The following is a 17,107-nucleotide window of genomic DNA, read 5'->3' as shown; positions in this document are numbered from 1 at the left end:
GAGCGGCACGCGAACAATCCGATCGAGGCCGACCACAGCCAACTCAAACACCAGCTACGACCCATGCACGGGCTCCGGACCGACCCAACCGCACAGGTGATCATCGCCGGACACGCGTTCATGCAGAATCTCCGCCGCGGACACTACGAAATCGAGCTCGACAGTCAGCCCAAGCTCCGAGTCGCTTCGGCGTTCAGTGAACTCGCCCGGGTGATCTGACCGCGGACCCGACCCGGGCGTAACGCGTCTCCCGATCAAATAATGCAACGGCAGTGGAACGACCGCTCCACGACGCCGTTGTCCCCCGGGTCGTACTCCTAGGTAGCGGGGGCTGGCGGTTGGTCTTGATTAGGGTCGTGGGCGTGTCGGTGGTCGATACGCAGTGAGGTCTCCGGTAGATGGTTCAGCGACCAAGCAGAACCTGAAAGCGGAGACCTCGTGGCCACCATACCGGTGACGAGGCGGCACGACCTGACCGACGCTCAGTGGGCGGTCCTTGCGCCGCTGTTGCTCAGGGGCAAGAAGTCAGGTCGGCCGCCGAAGTGGAGCAAGCGGTAGCTCATCGACGGGATCCGGTGGCGGGTGCGGGTGGGTTCGCCCTGGCGGGACGTACCGCAGTGTTACGGGCCCTGGCAGACGGTCTACGGGCTGTTCCGCCGCTGGCAACGCGCCGGTGTATGGCTGCGGATCGTGACCGGGTTGCAGACCCGCGCCGACGTGGTCGGTCTGATCGGTTGGGACGTCAGCGTCGACTCGACCATCGCTCGGGCGCATCAGCACGCCGCCGGCGCCCGCACCGCACCCGAGCGGCAGAAGGAACCACCCGGCGGGGTCGATGACGAGCCGGCTGATCACGGGTTGGGTCGGTCGCGGGGTGGCTGGACGACCAAGGTGCACCTGGCCTGCGAGCAGGGCCGCAAACCCCTGGCGATGCTGGTGACCGGCGGTCAGCGCGGCGACAGCCCGCAGTTCACCCGGGTCCTGGCCCGCATCCGGGTCCCCCGGCCCGACGGTGGCCGACCCCGCACCCGGCCCGATCGGGTCCTCGCGGACAAGGCCTACAGCTCCCGCGGCAACCGGCGCCGAGCTGCGCCGGCGCGGCATCCCGGCCACGATCCCGATCAAGATCGACCAGGCCGCCAGCCGACGCAAGAAGGGGTCGAAAGGCGGTCGGCCACCTGCCTTCGACCCCATCGTCTACCGGCAGCGTCAGGCCGTCGAGTGCGGCATCAACCAGCTCAAACGCCACCGAGCCGTAGCCACCAGATTCGACAAACTCGCTGTGCGCTACCAGGCCACACTCCACGTCGTGGCGATCAACGAGTGGCTCTGACCCGAACTATCGAAACGCGGCCTAGAAGCTCTCCGAGTCCGGTTACGGGACCAGAGCACACTCACATGCCTCGTGCCGGTCCGCTGCGCAGAGACCGCGAGGCCGGTGCGGCGGCGGAGGCGGCGAGGAACGCAGATCGCCGTCGTCGGGATCGACGACCTGCCGCTCGTCAAGAACGTCTCTCACGACTATCCGTCATGACGGAACGCCGACGAGTCAGGATCCCGCGCTTCTCGAGGCGTTCCTCGATCCCGAGGCTGCTCTGCCGAAGGCGCGCTTCGCGGAGTTCATCGATCCGCAGCTGGTGCGGAGGGAATCGGCCTGATGGAAGCGGCGCGCGGTCTGCGCCGATCTCGACCCGCGCTCGGGAACTGCCGAGCTCGTCGGTCCCGTCGTCTTCCGGGTCGTCGCCGCGGACTGGACCGAATCGCCCGAGGAGATCCACCGTCTGGAGGTGCGCTTCCTGCGGCGTTGAGGCGCGCCCGCGACGGCGCCTCAACGCAGAGAGGACGCACCCGCCCGGCGGGCACACTCGTCGGGGCCGCCGATATCGTCGCGCGCGGGGCGGACCGCATCCAGGGCTGTCCGGATCATGCGTCGGCGTTCGGCGTGGGGGAGCGCCTGGGCGGCGAGTTCGACCTCGTTGAGCACGGAAAAAATCGCGCTCACGAGCGCACGGAGGATGACACGCGTGTCGGGGTCCGGTCCATGGTTGGCGATCCAGCGCGCCCACAGCGCCTCGCTCAGCTCCCGCTGGAAGGCGTCCACCCGGGCGAAATAGAGTGCCAGCACATGGGGCGATGTCTCGGTGATCCGTCGGAAGAGCGCGGCACGCTCCGTCGCGGATTCATGGTCGAGGTCGTCGAGGGCGCTCTCGAGTGCATGCTGCAGGGTCGGCCACGGCGCTTCGCCTGCGGGGCGAGCCTGGATGGCATCGACGAGTCCGCGGGTCTCGACCTCGAAGCGCTGGAAGAGCACCTCGTCCTTGGAGGAGAAGTAGCGGAAGAAGGTCCGCTCCGAGATGCCGGCGGCGTGCGCGATGTCCTGCACAGTCGTCACGTCGTATCCGCGGGTCGCGAAGAACTCCTCCGCGATCTCGCAGATGCGCTGCCGAGCGGCCTGCCTCGAGATCTCTCGGAGCGCGCTGTTCGACATCCCCACAGGGTATCAGTGCAGTCATGGCGTAGACTGTCAGAAGTGGCAGTGACTGACAGATGGAGAAGATCATGACACGATTCCGCCCCGTCGTGACGGATTTCTGGCGGCTGCCGTTCGACGGACGCCTCTTGCACCAGGGTGACGAGCTGAGCGTCGTGGTCAACTCGGAGCTTGAGGAGTCCGAGCGCGTCACCGTGCTGACGATGATCGATGACGGTCGCACCGCCGTGGCCGTGCGACCCGAGGTCGCCGACGCCCTCGCCGACGCGTTCATCGAGGGCGATGCCCTCGGTGAGGAATCGCTCCGTGCGCGGCTTCTCACCGAGGGCATCGTCCTCCACGGCGCCGACAACATCTACTACCTGGCCGAGGACGCCCACGAGTCGGTGCTTGCCGAGCCCCTTCCGGCGGACATTCGCCGCCTGGGAACCGACGACGCCGAGCGGTTCGCGGATTTCCAGGCGGGCATTTCCGCGCAGGACCTCGAAGACGCTCAGGTGGAGCTGGACGACTGGGCCGTGCTCGGCGTTCTCGACGCCGACGGGCGCATCCTCAGCGCCGGAAGCATGTACCCCTGGGAGGATGACTGCGTGCTCGCCGACATCGGCGTCCTGACGCTCGCGGACGCACGTGGTCGGGGTCATGCCCGGCGCCTGGTGCGCGCGATGTGCCGGTTCGCACTCGAGGAAGGCTACGAACCGCAGTACCGCTGCCAACTGGACAACGCCGCCTCGAACGCCCTCGCCGGTGCCGCAGGTCTCGCGCTCTTCGGGCGCTGGCAGATCGTGACGCCCGAGGTCGACGAGAACGGACCGGAGGACTGATGATGGCGGACGGGATGACGGGAGCAGCGCCGATGGAGAGACCGCTGAAGGACCGTGTCGAGGCACCGGCGAGAGTGCTGAGTACGGCAAGCTAGAAGCGCTGCTCCCCGCGCACGCGGGGGTGGTCCGTAGCGCCAGGACGTGTCGACACTGATTCCGGTCTGCTCCCCGCGCACGCGGGGGTGGTCCCGCCAGCCCCCCGCCCGGCACGGGCGCTCCGTTCTGCTCCCCGCGCACGCGGGGGTGGTCCGCCGCCGCTGCGGCGCCACGTCCGGCCTGATCTGCTCCCCGCGCAGCGGGGGTGGTCCCGTGACGAAGGCGCTACTCGTCACGGACGACGCCTGCTCCCCGCGCACGCGGGGGTGGTCCGGACAACGACGGTCGGCCGCTGTTCCCGGTGCTCTGCTCCCCGCGCACGCGGGGGTGGTCCCTGGCGGGTGCAGAAGATCGGCCCGAAGAGCAGCTGCTCCCCGCGCACGCGGAGGTGATCCGCTGGCCGCCGAGGGCACCCCGGTCATCGTCGACCTGCTCCCCGTGCACGCGGAGGTGATCCGTCACCGCCGAGACGGGGCCGGGAGGCCGTCAGCTGCTCCCCGCACACGCGGGGGTGATCCACCCGCCACGACGTGGCCGAACAGCGGGTGTGGCTGCTCCCCGCGCACGCGGGGGTGATCCCGATTCGTTGCGGCATCTGACGCGGATAATGCTCTGCTCCCCGGCACGAGAGGGTGATCCGCTGTCGGCCCGCTACGGGGGCATCGTCGCCGTCTGCTCCCCTGTCGGCTCCGCCTTGAGGTTGAGCCGGTGTTGGCATCCCCGCCCACCCGGGGGTGATCCGGCGAACCACCCCACTGAGTACATGGCCGCACTTTGCTCCCCGCGCACGCGGGGGTAACTCCAGCCCGCTTCACGCCAGTGGATGCAGCTCACCGGTAAGCGCCGCCAGCGCGGCGGCGATTTCATGGACTGTCGCTCTTACTTAGGCGAACGGCCGATAGCAGGGCGCGCTCCATGAGTTCGGCTGCTCTTCGTTCGGCGTCCGGAAGGACGTGGGTGTAGACCATTCTGGTCGTGCGCCCCTCGGCGTGGCCGAGCCGGTGTTGCATCACGTGCTCGGGCACGCCCCCGTCCGCCCCGGCGGTAGCCGACGTGTGACGCGCGTCGTGCAGAGCGATCACAGGCAGGCCTGCCGAACGGCACGCGAGTTCCCACTTGTCGGTGAAGTACTTCGGGTAGTACGGCTTGCCGTCCTCCCGGCAGAAGACGTAGCCCAGATCCTGATAGGCGATTCCCGCAGCGGCCTTCTCAGCCAACTGTGCTTCGTGGTGAGCTTCGAGGACCGCGACGACGAGTCCTCCGATCGCGATGGGGCGCGCACTCCTGCCCTTCGGGCTCTTCTCCACCACGCCCGCGCTCGTCGTCGTCCGTTGCCAGTCCACGAACAGAACTCCGCGCGCGAGGTCAAGCCTCGTCCATTTCAAGCCGGCCAGCTCACCACGCCGCATGCCTAGCACGACGGCGAGCACCCATGCCGCGTGAAGCCGGTGCGTCGTGTGGAACTTCAAGAAGGCGGAGGCTTGTGGCGCCGTCCACACACCTTTGCGGCCCATCGTCTGCCGCTGAACCTTCTTGGGCTGACGCACGCCTTCGATGCTGATACCGAGGTCCTTGAGGGCTTTCATGAGGACTCGATGGACATTGCGGACGGTCGTGGCAGACAGCGGTCCGCCGTTCTTGTTGCCTGAGCGGAGCAGCGTCTTGTAGAGGTCGTGGATGACGCGCTTGTCCAGGGCGTAGAGCTGCCGGGAGCCGATGTGTGGATTGATGTAGCACCGGACGAGGTCACGGTAGTTGCACAGCGTGGTTTCTTCGACGTCGAGTTCGCGTTCGTCCAGCCAGCCCTGCAGTTCAGCGGCGACGCTGCCATCGGCGGCCAGGCCGGCATGCCCGAAGGACTGCAGCGCGGCCTTCTCCGCAGCCGCCGCGGCTTTCTGACTAACGAATCCGCGACGCTTCTGCTGGCGCCGCTTCCCGTCCTGCCCTGGCGGCAGATCGATGACGTAGTACCAGGCCGTCTTCTTACTGGCGAGACGGTAGCTGCTGACGGTCATGAGGGCACCCCCGTGGTCACGACGTGAGACCGACGGTTCAACCGTAGCGATCACTGTGACCACGTCCGTGACCACAAGATCATCGATGATCTTGTGGTTGCCCTGCTCAATACCCGTCGGGACGGCCGGATTCGAACCGACGACCCCTTGACCCCCAGTCAAGTGCGCTACCAAGCTGCGCCACGTCCCGATGCTTCCGCGCGGCTCTTTCCCTCCTGCGGCAGCCGGTACAGCTTAGCGCACGATCTTCGTTCCGACCGCATCGGCCCCGCCCGCGGCGGCGGCCGCACCACAACCGCTCAGGCGTCCTAGGAGGGTGGGTGAAAGTCGGAACGAAGGAGCCGGGTGGGGCAATTGCCCCACCCGGCTCCTTCGTCGTGTGCGGGCCGGTCAGCCGTGCGCCTTGCCCCGGCCGCCCGGGCCGAGCTTCTTGCGCGGGCGTACCGAGATCTCCACCGGGCTGCCCTCGAAGCCGAACTCCTCGCGGAGCTTGCGCTCGACGAAGCGCTGGTAGCCGGCGTCCAAGGGCGCGGTGGTGAACAACACGAACCGCGGCGGGGCGACACCCGCCTGGGTGGCGAAGAGGATCTTCGGCGCCCGCCCGCCGCGAACCGGGTGCGGGGTGGCCTGGACCAGCGCGGTCAGCCACTGGTTGAGCTGGGCGGTCGGCACCCGGGTCTCCCAGCTCGCCAGCGCCTTGCGCAGCGACGGGGCGAGCTTGTCGACCGCCCGGCCGGTCATCGCCGACAGGTTGATCCGCAACGCCCACGGGATCCGGCGCAGCTCCCGCTCGATCTCCTTGTCCAGGTAGTACCGGCGGTCGGCATCGACCAGGTCCCACTTGTTGAAGGCGATCACCAGCGCCCGGCCGGCCTCGGTGACCATGGACAGGATCCGCTGGTCCTGCTCGCTGATCGGCTCGCTGGAGTCGAGCAGCACCACCGCCACCTCGGCGGCCTCGATCGCCGAGGCCGTCCGCAGGCTGGCGTAGTACTCGGTGCCGCTGGCCTTGCCGACCCGCTTGCGCAGCCCGGCCGTGTCCACCAGCTGCCACGTCTCCCCGCCGATGGTGACCAGGCTGTCCACCGGGTCGACCGTGGTGCCGGCGACCGAGTCGACAACCGCCCGCTCCTCGCCGGAGAACCGGTTGAGCAGGCTGGACTTGCCGACGTTGGGGCGGCCGACCAGCGCCACCCGGCGCGGGCCGCGCGGGCGGTTCTCCACGATCGCCGGCGCCTCGGGCAGCGCCTCCAGGATCTTGTCGAGCAGGTCCCCGGAGCCCCGGCCGTGCAGCGCGGAGACCGGGTACGGCTCGCCCAGCCCGAGCGACCAGAGCGACGTCGCCTCCATCTCGACGGAGGTGTTGTCGGCCTTGTTGGCGACCAGGATCACCGGCTTCGCGCTGCGCCGCAGCATCTTCACCGCGGCCTCGTCCACGTCGGTGGAGCCGACCACCGCGTCGACCACGAACAGCACCACGTCGGCGGTGGCGACGGCGATCTCGGCCTGCGCGGCGATCGCCGCGGCCCGGTCCTTCGCGTCCGGTTCCCAGCCGCCGGTGTCCACCACGGTGAACGCCCGGCCGGACCACTGCGCGTCGTACGGGACCCGGTCCCGGGTCACCCCGGGAATGTCCTCCACGACCGCCTGGCGGCGGCCGATGATCCGGTTCACCAGGGTGGACTTGCCGACGTTGGGACGGCCGACCACGGCCACCACCGGCACCGGCCCGGTCGGCTCGTCGGCGTCGACGTCCGGCTCGCGCAGCTCCACCCAACCCTCGTCCGTGGTCACGCCACTCCCCGCTCGGTCAGCAGCGCGCGCAGCCGGTCGACGACCTCGTCGATGCCCAGCTCGGTGGTGTCCAGCACCACCGCGTCGGCCGCCTGCTGCAACGGGTCGGCCTTGCGGGTCGAGTCGAGCTGGTCCCGACGGGCCAGGTCGGCGGCGGTGGCGGCCACGTCGGCGGCGTCCTCGGCGCTGCGCCGCTGGGCGCGGGCCGTCTCGGAGGCGGTCAGGTAGACCTTCAGGTCCGCGTCGGGTGCGACGACCGAGCCGATGTCCCGGCCCTCGACCACGATCCGGCTGGTCCTGGCGATCAGCTCCCGCTGCCGGGCCACCAACAGCGCCCGCACCGACGGCACGGCGGCCACGGCGGAAACCGCGCCGGTGACCTCGGGGCCGCGGATCTCCCGGTCGACGGTCACGCCGTCGGCGGTCACCCCGTACCCCTGGGGGTCGGTGCCGATGCGCAGGTCGACCTCGGCGGCGACCTTGCCCACCGCGGCGGCGTCGGTCAGGTCGACCCCGGAGCGCAGCACCGCCCAGGTGATCGCCCGGTACATCGCGCCGGTGTCCAGATAGCGGGCGTCGAGCCCGGCGGCGAGCCGCCGGGAGACGGTGGACTTACCCGAACCGGACGGCCCGTCCACAGCTACCACGCAGCGCCCGGCCCGTACGTTTTCCTCCACCGTGATCCTCCTCAGCCCGTGCCTCGCGGGGCCCGGCGGCCCGTCGCGAGCGGTTGTCGTCGTCGTCAATCATGCGCGCGGCCGGCACTGCGGTCGCGCGCGACGCCGCCGGTGGCGATCCACGCCACCGCGCGCCCCACCCGGGGCGTCACGGAAGCCTACCGGTTGTGGTACCCCGCACCGCGGGGTCAGTCACCCACGGCCTTGAACAGGGCGGCGACCTCCGCGTTGGTGAGCCGGCGGGTCCGCCCGGCACGCAGGTCGCCGAGGCGGATCGGCCCGATCGAGGTACGCACCAGCCGGGCCACCGGGTGCCCGACCTCGCCCAGCAGTCGCCGGACGATGTGCTTGCGCCCCTCGTGCAGGGTCAGCTCCACCTGGGCGGTCTTGCCCAGGGTGTCCACCACCTTGAAGGAGTCGACCGTGACCGGGCCGTCCTCCAGCTCGATCCCGGCCGCCAGCCGCCTGCCGAGGTTGCGCGGGATCGGCCCGGCCACCTCGCACAGGTACGTCTTCGACACCCCGTACGACGGGTGCATGAGCCGGTGGGCGAGGGTGCCGTCGTTGGTGAGCAGCAGCAGGCCCTCGCTGTCGGCGTCGAGCCGCCCGACGTGGTAGACCCGCTGCTCCACCCGGTTGCCGAGGAAGTCCGACAGCGCGGCGCGTCCCTTCTCGTCCGCCATGGTGGAAACCACCCCGCGCGGCTTGTTCATCGCCAGGTACACCAGGCGGTTGTCGGCCTGGAGGCGCTCGCCGTCGACGTGGATGACGTCGTGGGTGGGGTCGGCCCGGTCGCCGAGCTGGGCCACCCGGCCGTTCACCGTGACCCGGCGGCGGAAGATCAGGTCTTCGCAGGCACGCCGGGAGCCCACGCCGGCGGCGGCCAGCACCTTCTGGAGGCGTTCGGCCCCCTCGAAGACGGGCGCGTCGGTTTTGGGGGCACGGTCATCGCGTGGCATCGGCAAGCTCTTCTACGTCGTCGGGGAGGAACGGGGCGAGCGGCGGCAGTTCGTCGACGGAGTTCAGCCCCAGCTTCTCCAGGAACATCGTGGTGGTCCGGTAGAGGAACGCCCCGCTGTCCGGTTCGGTGCCGCACTCCTCGACCAGGCCGCGGGAGACCAGCGTACGGATCACCCCGTCGCAGTTGACACCCCGGATGGCCGAGATCCGCGAGCGGGTCACCGGCTGCTTGTACGCCACCACGGCCAGTGTCTCCAGCGCCGCCTGGGTCAGCCGGACCGACTGCCCGTCCAGCACGAACCGCTCGACGTACGCAGCGTATTCCGGCCGGGTGTACAGCCGCCAGCCGCCGGCCGCCCGGCGCAGCTCGAAGCCGTGCCCGGCGGCGGTGTAGCCGGCCGCGATGTCGTCGAGGACCGGGCCGATCCGCTCGGGGGACTGCTCCAGCACCTGGGCGAGGGTCAGCTCGCTGACCGGCTCGTCCACCACCAGCAGGATCGCCTCCAGCGCACCGCGCAGCTCCGCGTCGTCGAGCACCGGCGCCGGGGGTGGCTCGGGTGCCCTCCGCCGTCCTCGCCTGGCCCCACCGCTGCCCCCGTCCGCCGCCGGCTGCGGGGCGTCGGGTCGACCCGCGGAGATCCCGGGCGCGTCCGACTCCCGGTGTTCCACCCCGGGCGCCGCAGCGGGCTCGTCGGCCGGCTCCTCGGAGATCGTGGAAGGCCCCTCGGGGGGCCGTTCGCCACCGGGATCCGGCCGAGCCGGGGTCGGGGTCGCGAGCGGGTCGGGCGCGGGCTCCGGTGCGGCGGGGCGGGGCGCGGCTGGGCGTTCCCAGGGTGGGACCCAGGCGGCGGCCTGATCGGCGAGGGAGTCGCGGCGTTCCTCGTCGCTCATCGGGGTCGTCCTTCCGTGCTTGCCGCCGCGCCTTCGTCGCCCGCCCCGACGGCAGCCGCGCGCTGGACGGCCGCCGTGTCGTCCGCCCTGCCCGCTCCGGCGGCTGCCGGTTCCGGGCCCTCCGGCTGGGGCGGTGCGCCGGAGTACTCGTCGATGTGCAGGTCGGCGGCGCCGTCGGCGGGACCGGTCCAGCGGACCGTCAGCTCCTCCAGGGCCTGCTCCTGCTCGAAGGAGACCAGGCCCTCCCGGTACAGCTCCAGCAGGGCCAGGAACCGGGCCACCACCTCCAGGGTGGCCTCGCAGTCGGCGCAGAGCAGGGAGAACGTCGCGGTGCCGGCGCGGCGCAGCCGCTCGGTGAGGATCGCGGCGTGCTCGCGGACGCTGACCCGGACCATGTGCACGTGCGCGATGGACACCTCGGGCACCGGCTTCGGGGTCATCGCCCGGACGGCGATCCGGAGCAGCCGCTCCGGGCCGATGCCGAGGACCAGGTCGGGCAGTGCCTCGGCGTACCGGGGCTCCAGGGTCACCGCCCGGGGGTACCGCCGGCCGCCGACTGCCTCCAGCGCGGCGATGTGCGCCGCCGCCTCCTTGTACGCCTTGTACTGCAACAGCCGGGCGAAGAGCAGGTCCCGCGCCTCCAGCAGGGCGAGGTCCGCCTCGTCCTCCACCTCGGCGGCGGGCAGCAGCCGGGCCGCCTTCAGGTCGAGCAGGGTGGCGGCGATCAGCAGGAACTCGCTGGCCTCGTCCAGGTCCCACTGGTCGCCCATCGCCCGGATGTAGGCGATGAACTCGTCGGTGACCCGGTGCAGGGCCACCTCGGTGACGTCGAGCTTGTGCTTGCCGATCAGTTGCAGCAGCAGGTCGAACGGGCCGGTGAAGTTGTCCAGCCGGACGGTGAACCCGGTCGCCGCGTCGACGTCGACGGCCGCCCCGGCCTCGGCGGGCGGGAGCGTGGCGGGCGGGTCGAGGGGCGGGGCGGTCACCGGACGACCGTAGTCCGCGCTCCCCGGGCCCGGACGGGAAGGTACGCCCCGGATCGGGGGCGCACACCGGGACGACGGCGCACGGGGGCTACCGCTCCGTCTGCTGGGCGATCACCTCGCGGGCGAGCTGGCGGTAGTTGCGGGCCCCGGACGAGGCCGGGTCGAGGGTGGTGATGGGGGCGCCGGCCACCGTGGACTCCGGGAACTTGACGGTCTTGGTGATCACCGTCTGGTAGACCTTGTCGCCGAACGCCTCGACCACCCGCTGGAGCACCTGCCGGCAGTGGGTGGTGCGACTGTCGTACATGGTGGCGAGGATGCCTTCCAACTCCAGGTCGAAGTTGAGCCGCTCGCGCACCTTGTCGATCGTGTCGAGCAGCAGGGCCACCCCGCGGAGGCTGAAGAACTCGCATTCGAGGGGGATGAGCACGCCGTGCGCGACGGTCAGCGCGTTGATCGCCAGCAGGCCCAGCGAGGGCTGGCAGTCGATCAGGACGTAGTCGTACTCCTTGCGGATCGACCTGAGCACCCGGGCCAGGGCCATCTCCCGGGCGACCTCGTTGACGAGCTGTATCTCGGCCGCGGAGAGGTCGATGTTGGCCGGCAGCAGGTGCAGCCCCGCCACGTCCGTCTTGATCAGGACGTCCTCGGCGGTGACGTCGTCCTGCATCAGCAGGTTGTAGACCGACAGGTCGAGGTTGTGCGGGTTGACCCCCAGCCCCACCGAGAGGGCACCCTGCGGGTCGAAGTCGACCAGCAGCACCTTGCGGCCGTACTCGGCCAGTGCGGCGCCCAGGTTGATGGTCGTGGTGGTCTTGCCGACGCCGCCCTTCTGGTTGGCCATCGCGATGATCCGGGCGGGCCCGTGCCGGTCGGTGGGCATCGGCTCGGGGATCGGCTTGCGCATCGTGTAGGCCGCCGGGTCCGCCGGGCCAAGGTCCGCACCGAGCGTGGCCTGCTGCTCGCGGAGCTCCGACGTCCAGGTCTCGGCACGGTCACCGTTGCCAGCCATGTCCTCGTTGCCCCCTCCCGACGACCACCCGGCGTCGGAGCCGTCCGACGTCCCTCGCGGCGCCGCTGCGCACCCCCGTCATCCGCCCCGCAAGGTCCGCGCCATGCCGACTGTACGCCACCGGCAAGCAGGGCGTTCGGCACCGGTACGGCGTGTCGGCCGGTGCGCCGTACCGGCCCGGCCCGTCGGCCCAGGCGGGGGGCGGTACGCCTCGACCCAGTCAGCTGCGGGCGCGGGGATGGGCGGTGGCGTACACCTCACGCAGCCGCTCCACGGTGACCAACGTGTACACCTGGGTGGTGGTCACCGAGGCGTGGCCGAGCAACTCCTGCACCACCCGCACGTCGGCGCCGCCGTCGAGCAGGTGGGTGGCGTACGAGTGGCGCAGGGTGTGCGGGGAGACCGCGCCGGGGCCGGTCACCGGCAGGCCGGCCCGCTCGGCGGCCCGGCGCAGGATGGTCCACGCGCCCTGCCGGGTCAGCGCCGCCCCGCGCGCGTTGACGAAGACCGCCGGGGTGCCCCGGCCGGCGGCGAGCAGCGCGGGCCGGGCCCGCACCAGCCAGGCGCGCAGCGCCTCGACGGCGTACCCGCCGATGGGCACGAGGCGGGTCCGGCCGCCCTTGCCGCGCAGCAGCACCGTCCCCTCGGTGGCGTCCAAGTCGTCGACGACGGCGCCGACGGCCTCGGAGATGCGCGCCCCGGTGCCGTACAGGAACTCCAGCAGCGCCCGGTCGCGCAGCGCGAGCGGCGCGCCCTCGCCGGTGGCGGCCACCGACCCGGCGATCTCCAGCAGCCGGACCACCTGGTCGACGGCGAGCGCGCGGGGCAGCCGGCGCGGCGGGGTCGGCGGCCGGACGTCGCGGCTCGGGTCGACGCCGGCCAGCCCCTCGCGCAGCGCGAAGCGGTGCAGGCCGCGCACGGCGCTGGCCGCCCGGGCGGCCGAGGAGACGGCCAGCGGCGGGTGGCCGTCGCCGCCGGCGCGCAGCCGGGCCAGGTGCGCCTCGACCTGGCCGGTGTCGACGGCGGCCAGGTCGACGACGCCGGCCGCGGCGAGCGTCGCGAGGTAGCGCTCCAGGTCCCGGCGGTACGACGAGAGCGTGTTCGCCGACAGTCCGCGCTCGACGGTGAGGTGGTCGAGGTAGCCCCGCACGGCGCGACGCAGGGCCGGCGCGGGCTCCTCGCCCGCCCCGGCCCTGTCGGGCGTCGCGCCCCGCGCGTCGTCGGTCAGGCCAACACCTCGTCCAGCGGCAAAGCCGGCAGGCCGTGCGCCTCGGCGACCGGGCCGTAGACGACCCGTCCGTCGTGGGTGTTCAGGCCCAGCGCCAGGGCCGGGTCGCGGCGCAACGCGTCGCGCCAGCCCCGGTTGGCCAGTTCCAGGGCGTACGGCAGGGTGACGTTGGTCAGCGCGTAGGTGCTGGTGTGCGGGACCGCGCCGGGCATGTTCGCCACGCAGTAGAAGATCGACTCGTGCACCTGGTACGTCGGCTCGGCGTGCGTGGTGGGGTGGGAGTCCTCGAAGCAGCCACCCTGGTCGATGGAGATGTCGACCAGCACGCTGCCCGGCTTCATCCGGGAGACCAGCTCGTTGGAGATCAGCGTCGGGGCCTTCGCGCCCGGCACCAGCACCGCGCCGATGACCAGGTCCGCGTCGAGCACGGCCCGCTCGATCTCGTACGCGTTGGAGGCGACCGTCTGCAGGTGGCCCCGGTAGATGGCGTCGGCCTGGCGCAGCCGGGCGACGTTCTTGTCCAGCAGCAGCACCTCGGCCTGCAGGCCGAGCGCGATCGCGGCGGCGTTCATCCCGGACACGCCGGCGCCGATGACCACGGTCTTCGCCGCGTACACGCCGGAGACGCCGCCCATCAGGATGCCGCGCCCGCCCCCCTGCCGCTGGAGGTGGTACGCGCCGACCTGCGGGGCGAGCCGGCCGGCCACCTCGGACATCGGGGCGAGCAGCGGCAGCGACCGGTCGGGCAGCTCGACGGTCTCGTACGCGATGCCGGTAACCTTCCGGTCGACCAGCGCGTCGGTGCACACCTTGGACGCGGCCAGGTGCAGGTAGGTGAAGAGCACCTGCCCCTCGCGCATCCGGTGGTACTCCTCGGCGATCGGCTCCTTGACCTTGAGCACCAGCTCGGCGGTCTCCCACACCTCGTCGGCGGTGGCCAGGATCTTCGCCCCGGCCGCGGCGAACTCGTCGTCGGTGATGCTGGACCCGACGCCGGCGCCGGACTCGACGAAGACCTGGTGGCCGCCGCGGGTGAACTCGTTGACGCCCGCCGGCGTGATCGCCACCCGGTACTCGTGGTTCTTGACCTCGCGGGGGATTCCGACCTTCACGATGCAGACACCTCTCTCGGGGCGTCCCACCCCGACCGCACGGTGCGCGGCGGCCCCGTTGCCGCCGCGGTCCACCGGTCCCGTCGGCGGCAGTCTAGGCGCGCCGTCCGCCGCGCAGCGCCGACACTGTGACATCCGGTCCACGGCGGTGCTGACGATGTGTCAGGCATCGGCCGGGCCGGCGGTGGAGATCGGATCAGCCGTCAGGGCAGTATTGGCAGCCCATCGTCCCACCTCCGGTGCGGCGCAGCGGACAAGACGCGAGCGGATCACTAGGGTGTCGCCCCATGACCACTCCTCCTTACCAGCAGTACCCGCAGGGCGTCTCCGACAAGAGCAAGGTCGTGGCGGGCGTACTCGGCATCGTGCTCGGCGGCTTCGGCGTCGGGCGGTTCTACATGGGCGACACCAAGACCGGCGTGCTGCAGCTCGTGGTGACACTCGTGACCTGCGGCTTCGGCAGCCTCTGGGGCGTCATCGACGGCATCCTGATCCTGATCAACGGTGGTGTCGACGGGCAGGGCCGCCCCCTGCGCGACTGACGTCCGGCAGTGACGGAAGGGGGCCGTGCGGTTCGCGCCGCACGGCCCCCTCGTCGTCGTACCCGCCGGCCGGTCCCGGTCACCGGCCCGGCCCCTCAGCGCGGCAGCGGCGCGTCCGGGCGGCGCAGCACCGACCAGCCGGCGTCCCGGGCGCGGGCGGCGGCGAGCAGCCCGGCCACGGCGGAGGCGTTGGTGATCTCGCCGGCCAGCACCATCCGCACCGCCTCGTCCAGGTCGATCCGGACCACCTGGAGGTCGGCTTCCTCCTCGCTGCGCTGGTGGCGGCGCCCGGCGGGCACGTCGGCCAGGTCCCGGGCCAGGAAGACCCGGACCACCTCGTCGGTGAAGCCGGGCGAGCTGTGCAGGTCGACCAGCACGTCGACGGTGCCGGCGGTGAGGTCGGCCTCCTCGGCCAGCTCGCGGGCCGCCGCGGCGGCCAGGTCCTCCCCGGAGACGTCCATCAGGCCCGCCGGCAGCTCCCACAGGTGCCGGCCGACGGGGTGCCGGTACTGCCGGATCAGCACCACCTGGCCGGCGTCGTCCACCGCCACGACGGCCACCGCGCCGACGTGCCTGACGTAGTCGCGGGCGGCGGTGCCGCCGCCGGGCATGGTGACCTCGTCGGTGACCACGGAGAAGATCCGCCCGGCCCAGACCTGCCGCCGCCCGGTCACCTCGTAGCGGTGCTCCACGGCGCTCACGACGCCGACGCCGTCTTCTTCTCGACGGCCGCGCCGCCGTTGCGGTCGGCCCGGCGGGCCGCCTCCCCCGCCGCCGGGGCGGCGTCCAGGTCGACCGGGAGCTGGTCGGCCTCGGAGTACGCCACGGCGGCCTTCACGAACGCCGCGAACAGCGGGTGCGGTCGCGTCGGCCGGCTCTTCAGCTCGGGGTGCGCCTGGGTGGCCACGAAGAACGGGTGCAGGGCGCGGTCCAGCTCCACGAACTCGACCAGCCGGCCGTCCGGGGAGGTGCCGGAGATGGCCAGCCCGGCCTTGGTGAGCTGGTCGCGGTAGGCGTTGTTCACCTCGTACCGGTGCCGGTGCCGCTCGCTGACCTCGGTGCTGCCGTACGCCTCGGCGACCAGCGACCCCTCGGCGAGCCGCGCCGGGTACGCCCCGAGCCGCATGGTGCCGCCCAGGTCGCCCCGGCCGGCGACGATGTCCTCCTGGTCGGCCATGGTGGCGATGACCGGGTGCGCGGCCTCCTCGTCGAACTCCAGCGAGTTCGCCCCGTCCAGGCTGGCGAGGTGGCGGGCCACGTCGATGGTCATGCACTGCAGGCCGAGGCAGAGGCCGAGCAGGGGCACGCCGTTCTCCCGGGCGTACCGGGCAGTGCCGATCTTGCCCTCGATGCCGCGCACGCCGAAGCCGCCGGGGATGACGATGCCGTCCACGCCGGCCAGGGCCGCCGCCGCGCCGGCCGGGGTGACGCAGTCGTCGCTGGGCACCCAGCGCAACTGCACCCGGGCCCGGTGGCCGAACCCGGCCGCCCGGATCGCCTCGCTGACCGACAGGTACGCGTCGGGCAGGTCGACGTACTTGCCGACCACCGCCACCGTCACCGTGTGGTGCGGCTGGTGCACCCGGTCCAGCAGGTCGTCCCAGCTCGCCCAGTCCACGTCGCGGAAGGACAGGCCGAGCCGGCGCACCACGTACGCGTCCAGGCCCTCCCGGTGCAGCACCTTGGGGATGTCGTAGATGCTCGGCGCGTCCGGGGCGGCGGTGACGGCCTCCCGGTCGACGTCGCAGTACAGCGACAGCTTCTGCTTCACCTTGTCCGGGATCTCCCGGTCGCAGCGCAGCACCAGCGCGTCCGGCTGGATGCCGATGCTGCGCAGCTGGGCCACCGAGTGCTGGGTGGGCTTGGTCTTCAGCTCCCCCGACGGGGCCAGGTACGGCACGAGGGAGACGTGCAGGTAGAAGCAGTTGTCCCGGCCCAGGTCGTGGCGGACCTGCCGGATCGCCTCGAGGAACGGCAGCGACTCGATGTCGCCGACGGTGCCGCCGACCTCGGTGATCACCACGTCCGGCACCTGGCCGTCGCCGTCCGGGTCGGCCATGCCGAGGATCCGCGCCTTGATCTCGTTGGTGATGTGCGGGATGACCTGGACGGTGTCGCCCAGGTACTCGCCGCGGCGCTCCTTGGCGATCACCTCCGAGTAGATCTGGCCGGTGGTGACGTTCGCCTTGCCGGACAGGTTCCGGTCCAGGAAACGCTCGTAGTGCCCGACGTCCAGGTCGGTCTCGGCGCCGTCCTCGGTGACGAACACCTCGCCGTGCTGGAACGGGTTCATCGTCCCCGGGTCGACGTTGAGGTAGGGGTCGAGCTTCTGCATCACCACGCGTAGCCCGCGTGCGCTCAGCAGACTGCCGAGGCTGGAGGCGGTGAGGCCCTTACCCAGCGAGGAGGCGACTCCCCCGGTGACGAAAATGTGCCTGGTCGTCCGTGCTGAAGGGGCCAAGGCCTGCTCCCGTGTCGT

Annotated in this window: 15 protein-coding genes, 1 tRNA gene, 1 pseudogene and 1 CRISPR repeat array; of the genes and pseudogenes, 4 read left to right on the top strand and 13 right to left on the bottom strand. The window is 71.6% G+C overall.

Annotation, left to right across the window (positions count from 1 at the left end):
* A partial coding sequence (locus C5N14_RS29965) for a DDE-type integrase/transposase/recombinase (RefSeq protein ID WP_128763702.1) occupies positions 1 to 219 on the top strand: 219 nt, incomplete at its 5' end.
* A gap of 219 nt (positions 220 to 438) precedes the next feature.
* Positions 439 to 1,333, top strand: a pseudogene (locus C5N14_RS29960) (IS5 family transposase).
* 495 nt (positions 1,334 to 1,828) lie between these two features.
* On the opposite strand, the gene C5N14_RS29955 reads toward C5N14_RS29960, so the two are convergent.
* Positions 1,829 to 2,488 (bottom strand): TetR family transcriptional regulator, encoded by a 660-nt coding sequence (locus C5N14_RS29955; RefSeq protein WP_128763701.1) that lies wholly within the window; start codon positions 2,486 to 2,488, stop codon positions 1,829 to 1,831.
* A 59-nt stretch (positions 2,489 to 2,547) separates the two neighbouring features.
* Here C5N14_RS29955 and C5N14_RS29950 point away from each other — a divergent pair, with 59 nt between their 5' ends.
* Entirely contained in the window at positions 2,548 to 3,315 is a 768-nt protein-coding gene (locus C5N14_RS29950) for a GNAT family N-acetyltransferase (protein WP_207892940.1), read from the top strand.
* Between the two features lie 100 nt (positions 3,316 to 3,415).
* A CRISPR array of direct repeats spans positions 3,416 to 4,107; the repeat unit is 28 nt; unit sequence CTGCTCCCCGCGCACGCGGGGGTGGTCC.
* Between the two features lie 167 nt (positions 4,108 to 4,274).
* Here C5N14_RS29950 and C5N14_RS29945 read toward each other — a convergent pair.
* The 10 genes from C5N14_RS29945 to ald form a co-directional block, all read right to left on the bottom strand.
* Complete coding sequence (locus C5N14_RS29945) at positions 4,275 to 5,426, bottom strand: site-specific integrase (protein ID WP_128763700.1); 1,152 nt, start codon at positions 5,424 to 5,426, stop codon at positions 4,275 to 4,277.
* A 116-nt stretch (positions 5,427 to 5,542) separates the two neighbouring features.
* A tRNA-Pro gene (locus C5N14_RS29940) sits at positions 5,543 to 5,616 on the bottom strand.
* A gap of 200 nt (positions 5,617 to 5,816) precedes the next feature.
* Positions 5,817 to 7,220: a ribosome biogenesis GTPase Der gene (der, locus tag C5N14_RS29935; protein ID WP_117673024.1), complete on the bottom strand. Its 1,404-nt coding sequence runs from the start codon at positions 7,218 to 7,220 to the stop codon at positions 5,817 to 5,819.
* The gene (gene cmk, locus C5N14_RS29930; protein ID WP_117673022.1) at positions 7,217 to 7,897 is read right to left on the bottom strand and encodes a (d)CMP kinase; all 681 of its coding nucleotides are present in this window, start codon (positions 7,895 to 7,897) and stop codon (positions 7,217 to 7,219) included. The genes der and cmk overlap by 4 nt, the downstream gene beginning before the upstream one ends.
* A gap of 188 nt (positions 7,898 to 8,085) precedes the next feature.
* Positions 8,086 to 8,856 (bottom strand): pseudouridine synthase, encoded by a 771-nt coding sequence (locus tag C5N14_RS29925; RefSeq protein WP_117673020.1) that lies wholly within the window; start codon positions 8,854 to 8,856, stop codon positions 8,086 to 8,088.
* Positions 8,843 to 9,748, bottom strand: a complete 906-nt coding sequence (gene scpB / locus C5N14_RS29920) for an SMC-Scp complex subunit ScpB (RefSeq protein ID WP_117673018.1) — start codon at positions 9,746 to 9,748, stop codon at positions 8,843 to 8,845. The genes C5N14_RS29925 and scpB overlap by 14 nt, the downstream gene beginning before the upstream one ends.
* Entirely contained in the window at positions 9,745 to 10,734 is a 990-nt protein-coding gene (locus tag C5N14_RS29915; protein ID WP_243640231.1) for a ScpA family protein, read from the bottom strand. The genes scpB and C5N14_RS29915 overlap by 4 nt, the downstream gene beginning before the upstream one ends.
* An 88-nt stretch (positions 10,735 to 10,822) precedes the next feature.
* Positions 10,823 to 11,746: a ParA family protein gene (locus tag C5N14_RS29910; RefSeq protein ID WP_117673016.1), complete on the bottom strand. Its 924-nt coding sequence runs from the start codon at positions 11,744 to 11,746 to the stop codon at positions 10,823 to 10,825.
* Positions 11,747 to 11,966: 220 nt separating this feature from the next.
* Positions 11,967 to 12,974, bottom strand: coding sequence for a site-specific tyrosine recombinase XerD (locus C5N14_RS29905; RefSeq protein WP_117673038.1), 1,008 nt, complete (start codon positions 12,972 to 12,974; stop codon positions 11,967 to 11,969).
* Positions 12,971 to 14,086 carry an alanine dehydrogenase gene (gene ald / locus C5N14_RS29900; protein WP_117673036.1) on the bottom strand — a complete coding sequence of 372 codons (1,116 nt, stop codon included), beginning with the start codon at positions 14,084 to 14,086 and terminating at the stop codon, positions 12,971 to 12,973. Before ald ends, C5N14_RS29905 begins: the two co-directional genes overlap by 4 nt.
* A 224-nt stretch (positions 14,087 to 14,310) precedes the next feature.
* Here ald and C5N14_RS29895 point away from each other — a divergent pair, with 224 nt between their 5' ends.
* Positions 14,311 to 14,628, top strand: coding sequence for a TM2 domain-containing protein (locus C5N14_RS29895; protein WP_117673014.1), 318 nt, complete (start codon positions 14,311 to 14,313; stop codon positions 14,626 to 14,628).
* 95 nt (positions 14,629 to 14,723) lie between these two features.
* Here the strand turns inward: C5N14_RS29895 and C5N14_RS29890 are convergent, their stop codons facing one another.
* A complete protein-coding gene (locus C5N14_RS29890) occupies positions 14,724 to 15,329 on the bottom strand; it encodes an NUDIX domain-containing protein (protein ID WP_117673012.1) in 606 nt (201 codons plus the stop codon).
* Positions 15,326 to 17,089, bottom strand: coding sequence for a CTP synthase (locus tag C5N14_RS29885; protein ID WP_117673010.1), 1,764 nt, complete (start codon positions 17,087 to 17,089; stop codon positions 15,326 to 15,328). The genes C5N14_RS29890 and C5N14_RS29885 overlap by 4 nt, the downstream gene beginning before the upstream one ends.
* Positions 17,090 to 17,107: the final 18 nt, after the last annotated feature.

This window comes from Micromonospora sp. MW-13 (assembly GCF_003434305.1).
GTDB lineage: Bacteria > Actinomycetota > Actinomycetes > Mycobacteriales > Micromonosporaceae > Micromonospora.
The sequence above is the reverse complement of the archived record's forward strand: the minus strand, read 5'-3'. Positions and strand labels throughout refer to the sequence as shown.

Bases quoted from the DNA above. Each gene is read 5' to 3' on its own strand.
- C5N14_RS29945 (WP_128763700.1), bottom strand. From the start codon at position 5,426: ATGACCGTCAGCAGCTACCGTCTCGCCAGTAAGAAGACGGCCTGGTAC.
- C5N14_RS29910 (WP_117673016.1), bottom strand. From the start codon at position 11,746: ATGGCTGGCAACGGTGACCGTGCCGAGACCTGGACGTCGGAGCTCCGC.
- C5N14_RS29925 (WP_117673020.1), bottom strand. From the start codon at position 8,856: ATGCCACGCGATGACCGTGCCCCCAAAACCGACGCGCCCGTCTTCGAG.
- C5N14_RS29955 (WP_128763701.1), bottom strand. From the start codon at position 2,488: ATGTCGAACAGCGCGCTCCGAGAGATCTCGAGGCAGGCCGCTCGGCAG.
- C5N14_RS29950 (WP_207892940.1), top strand. From the start codon at position 2,548: ATGGAGAAGATCATGACACGATTCCGCCCCGTCGTGACGGATTTCTGG.
- scpB (WP_117673018.1), bottom strand. From the start codon at position 9,748: ATGAGCGACGAGGAACGCCGCGACTCCCTCGCCGATCAGGCCGCCGCC.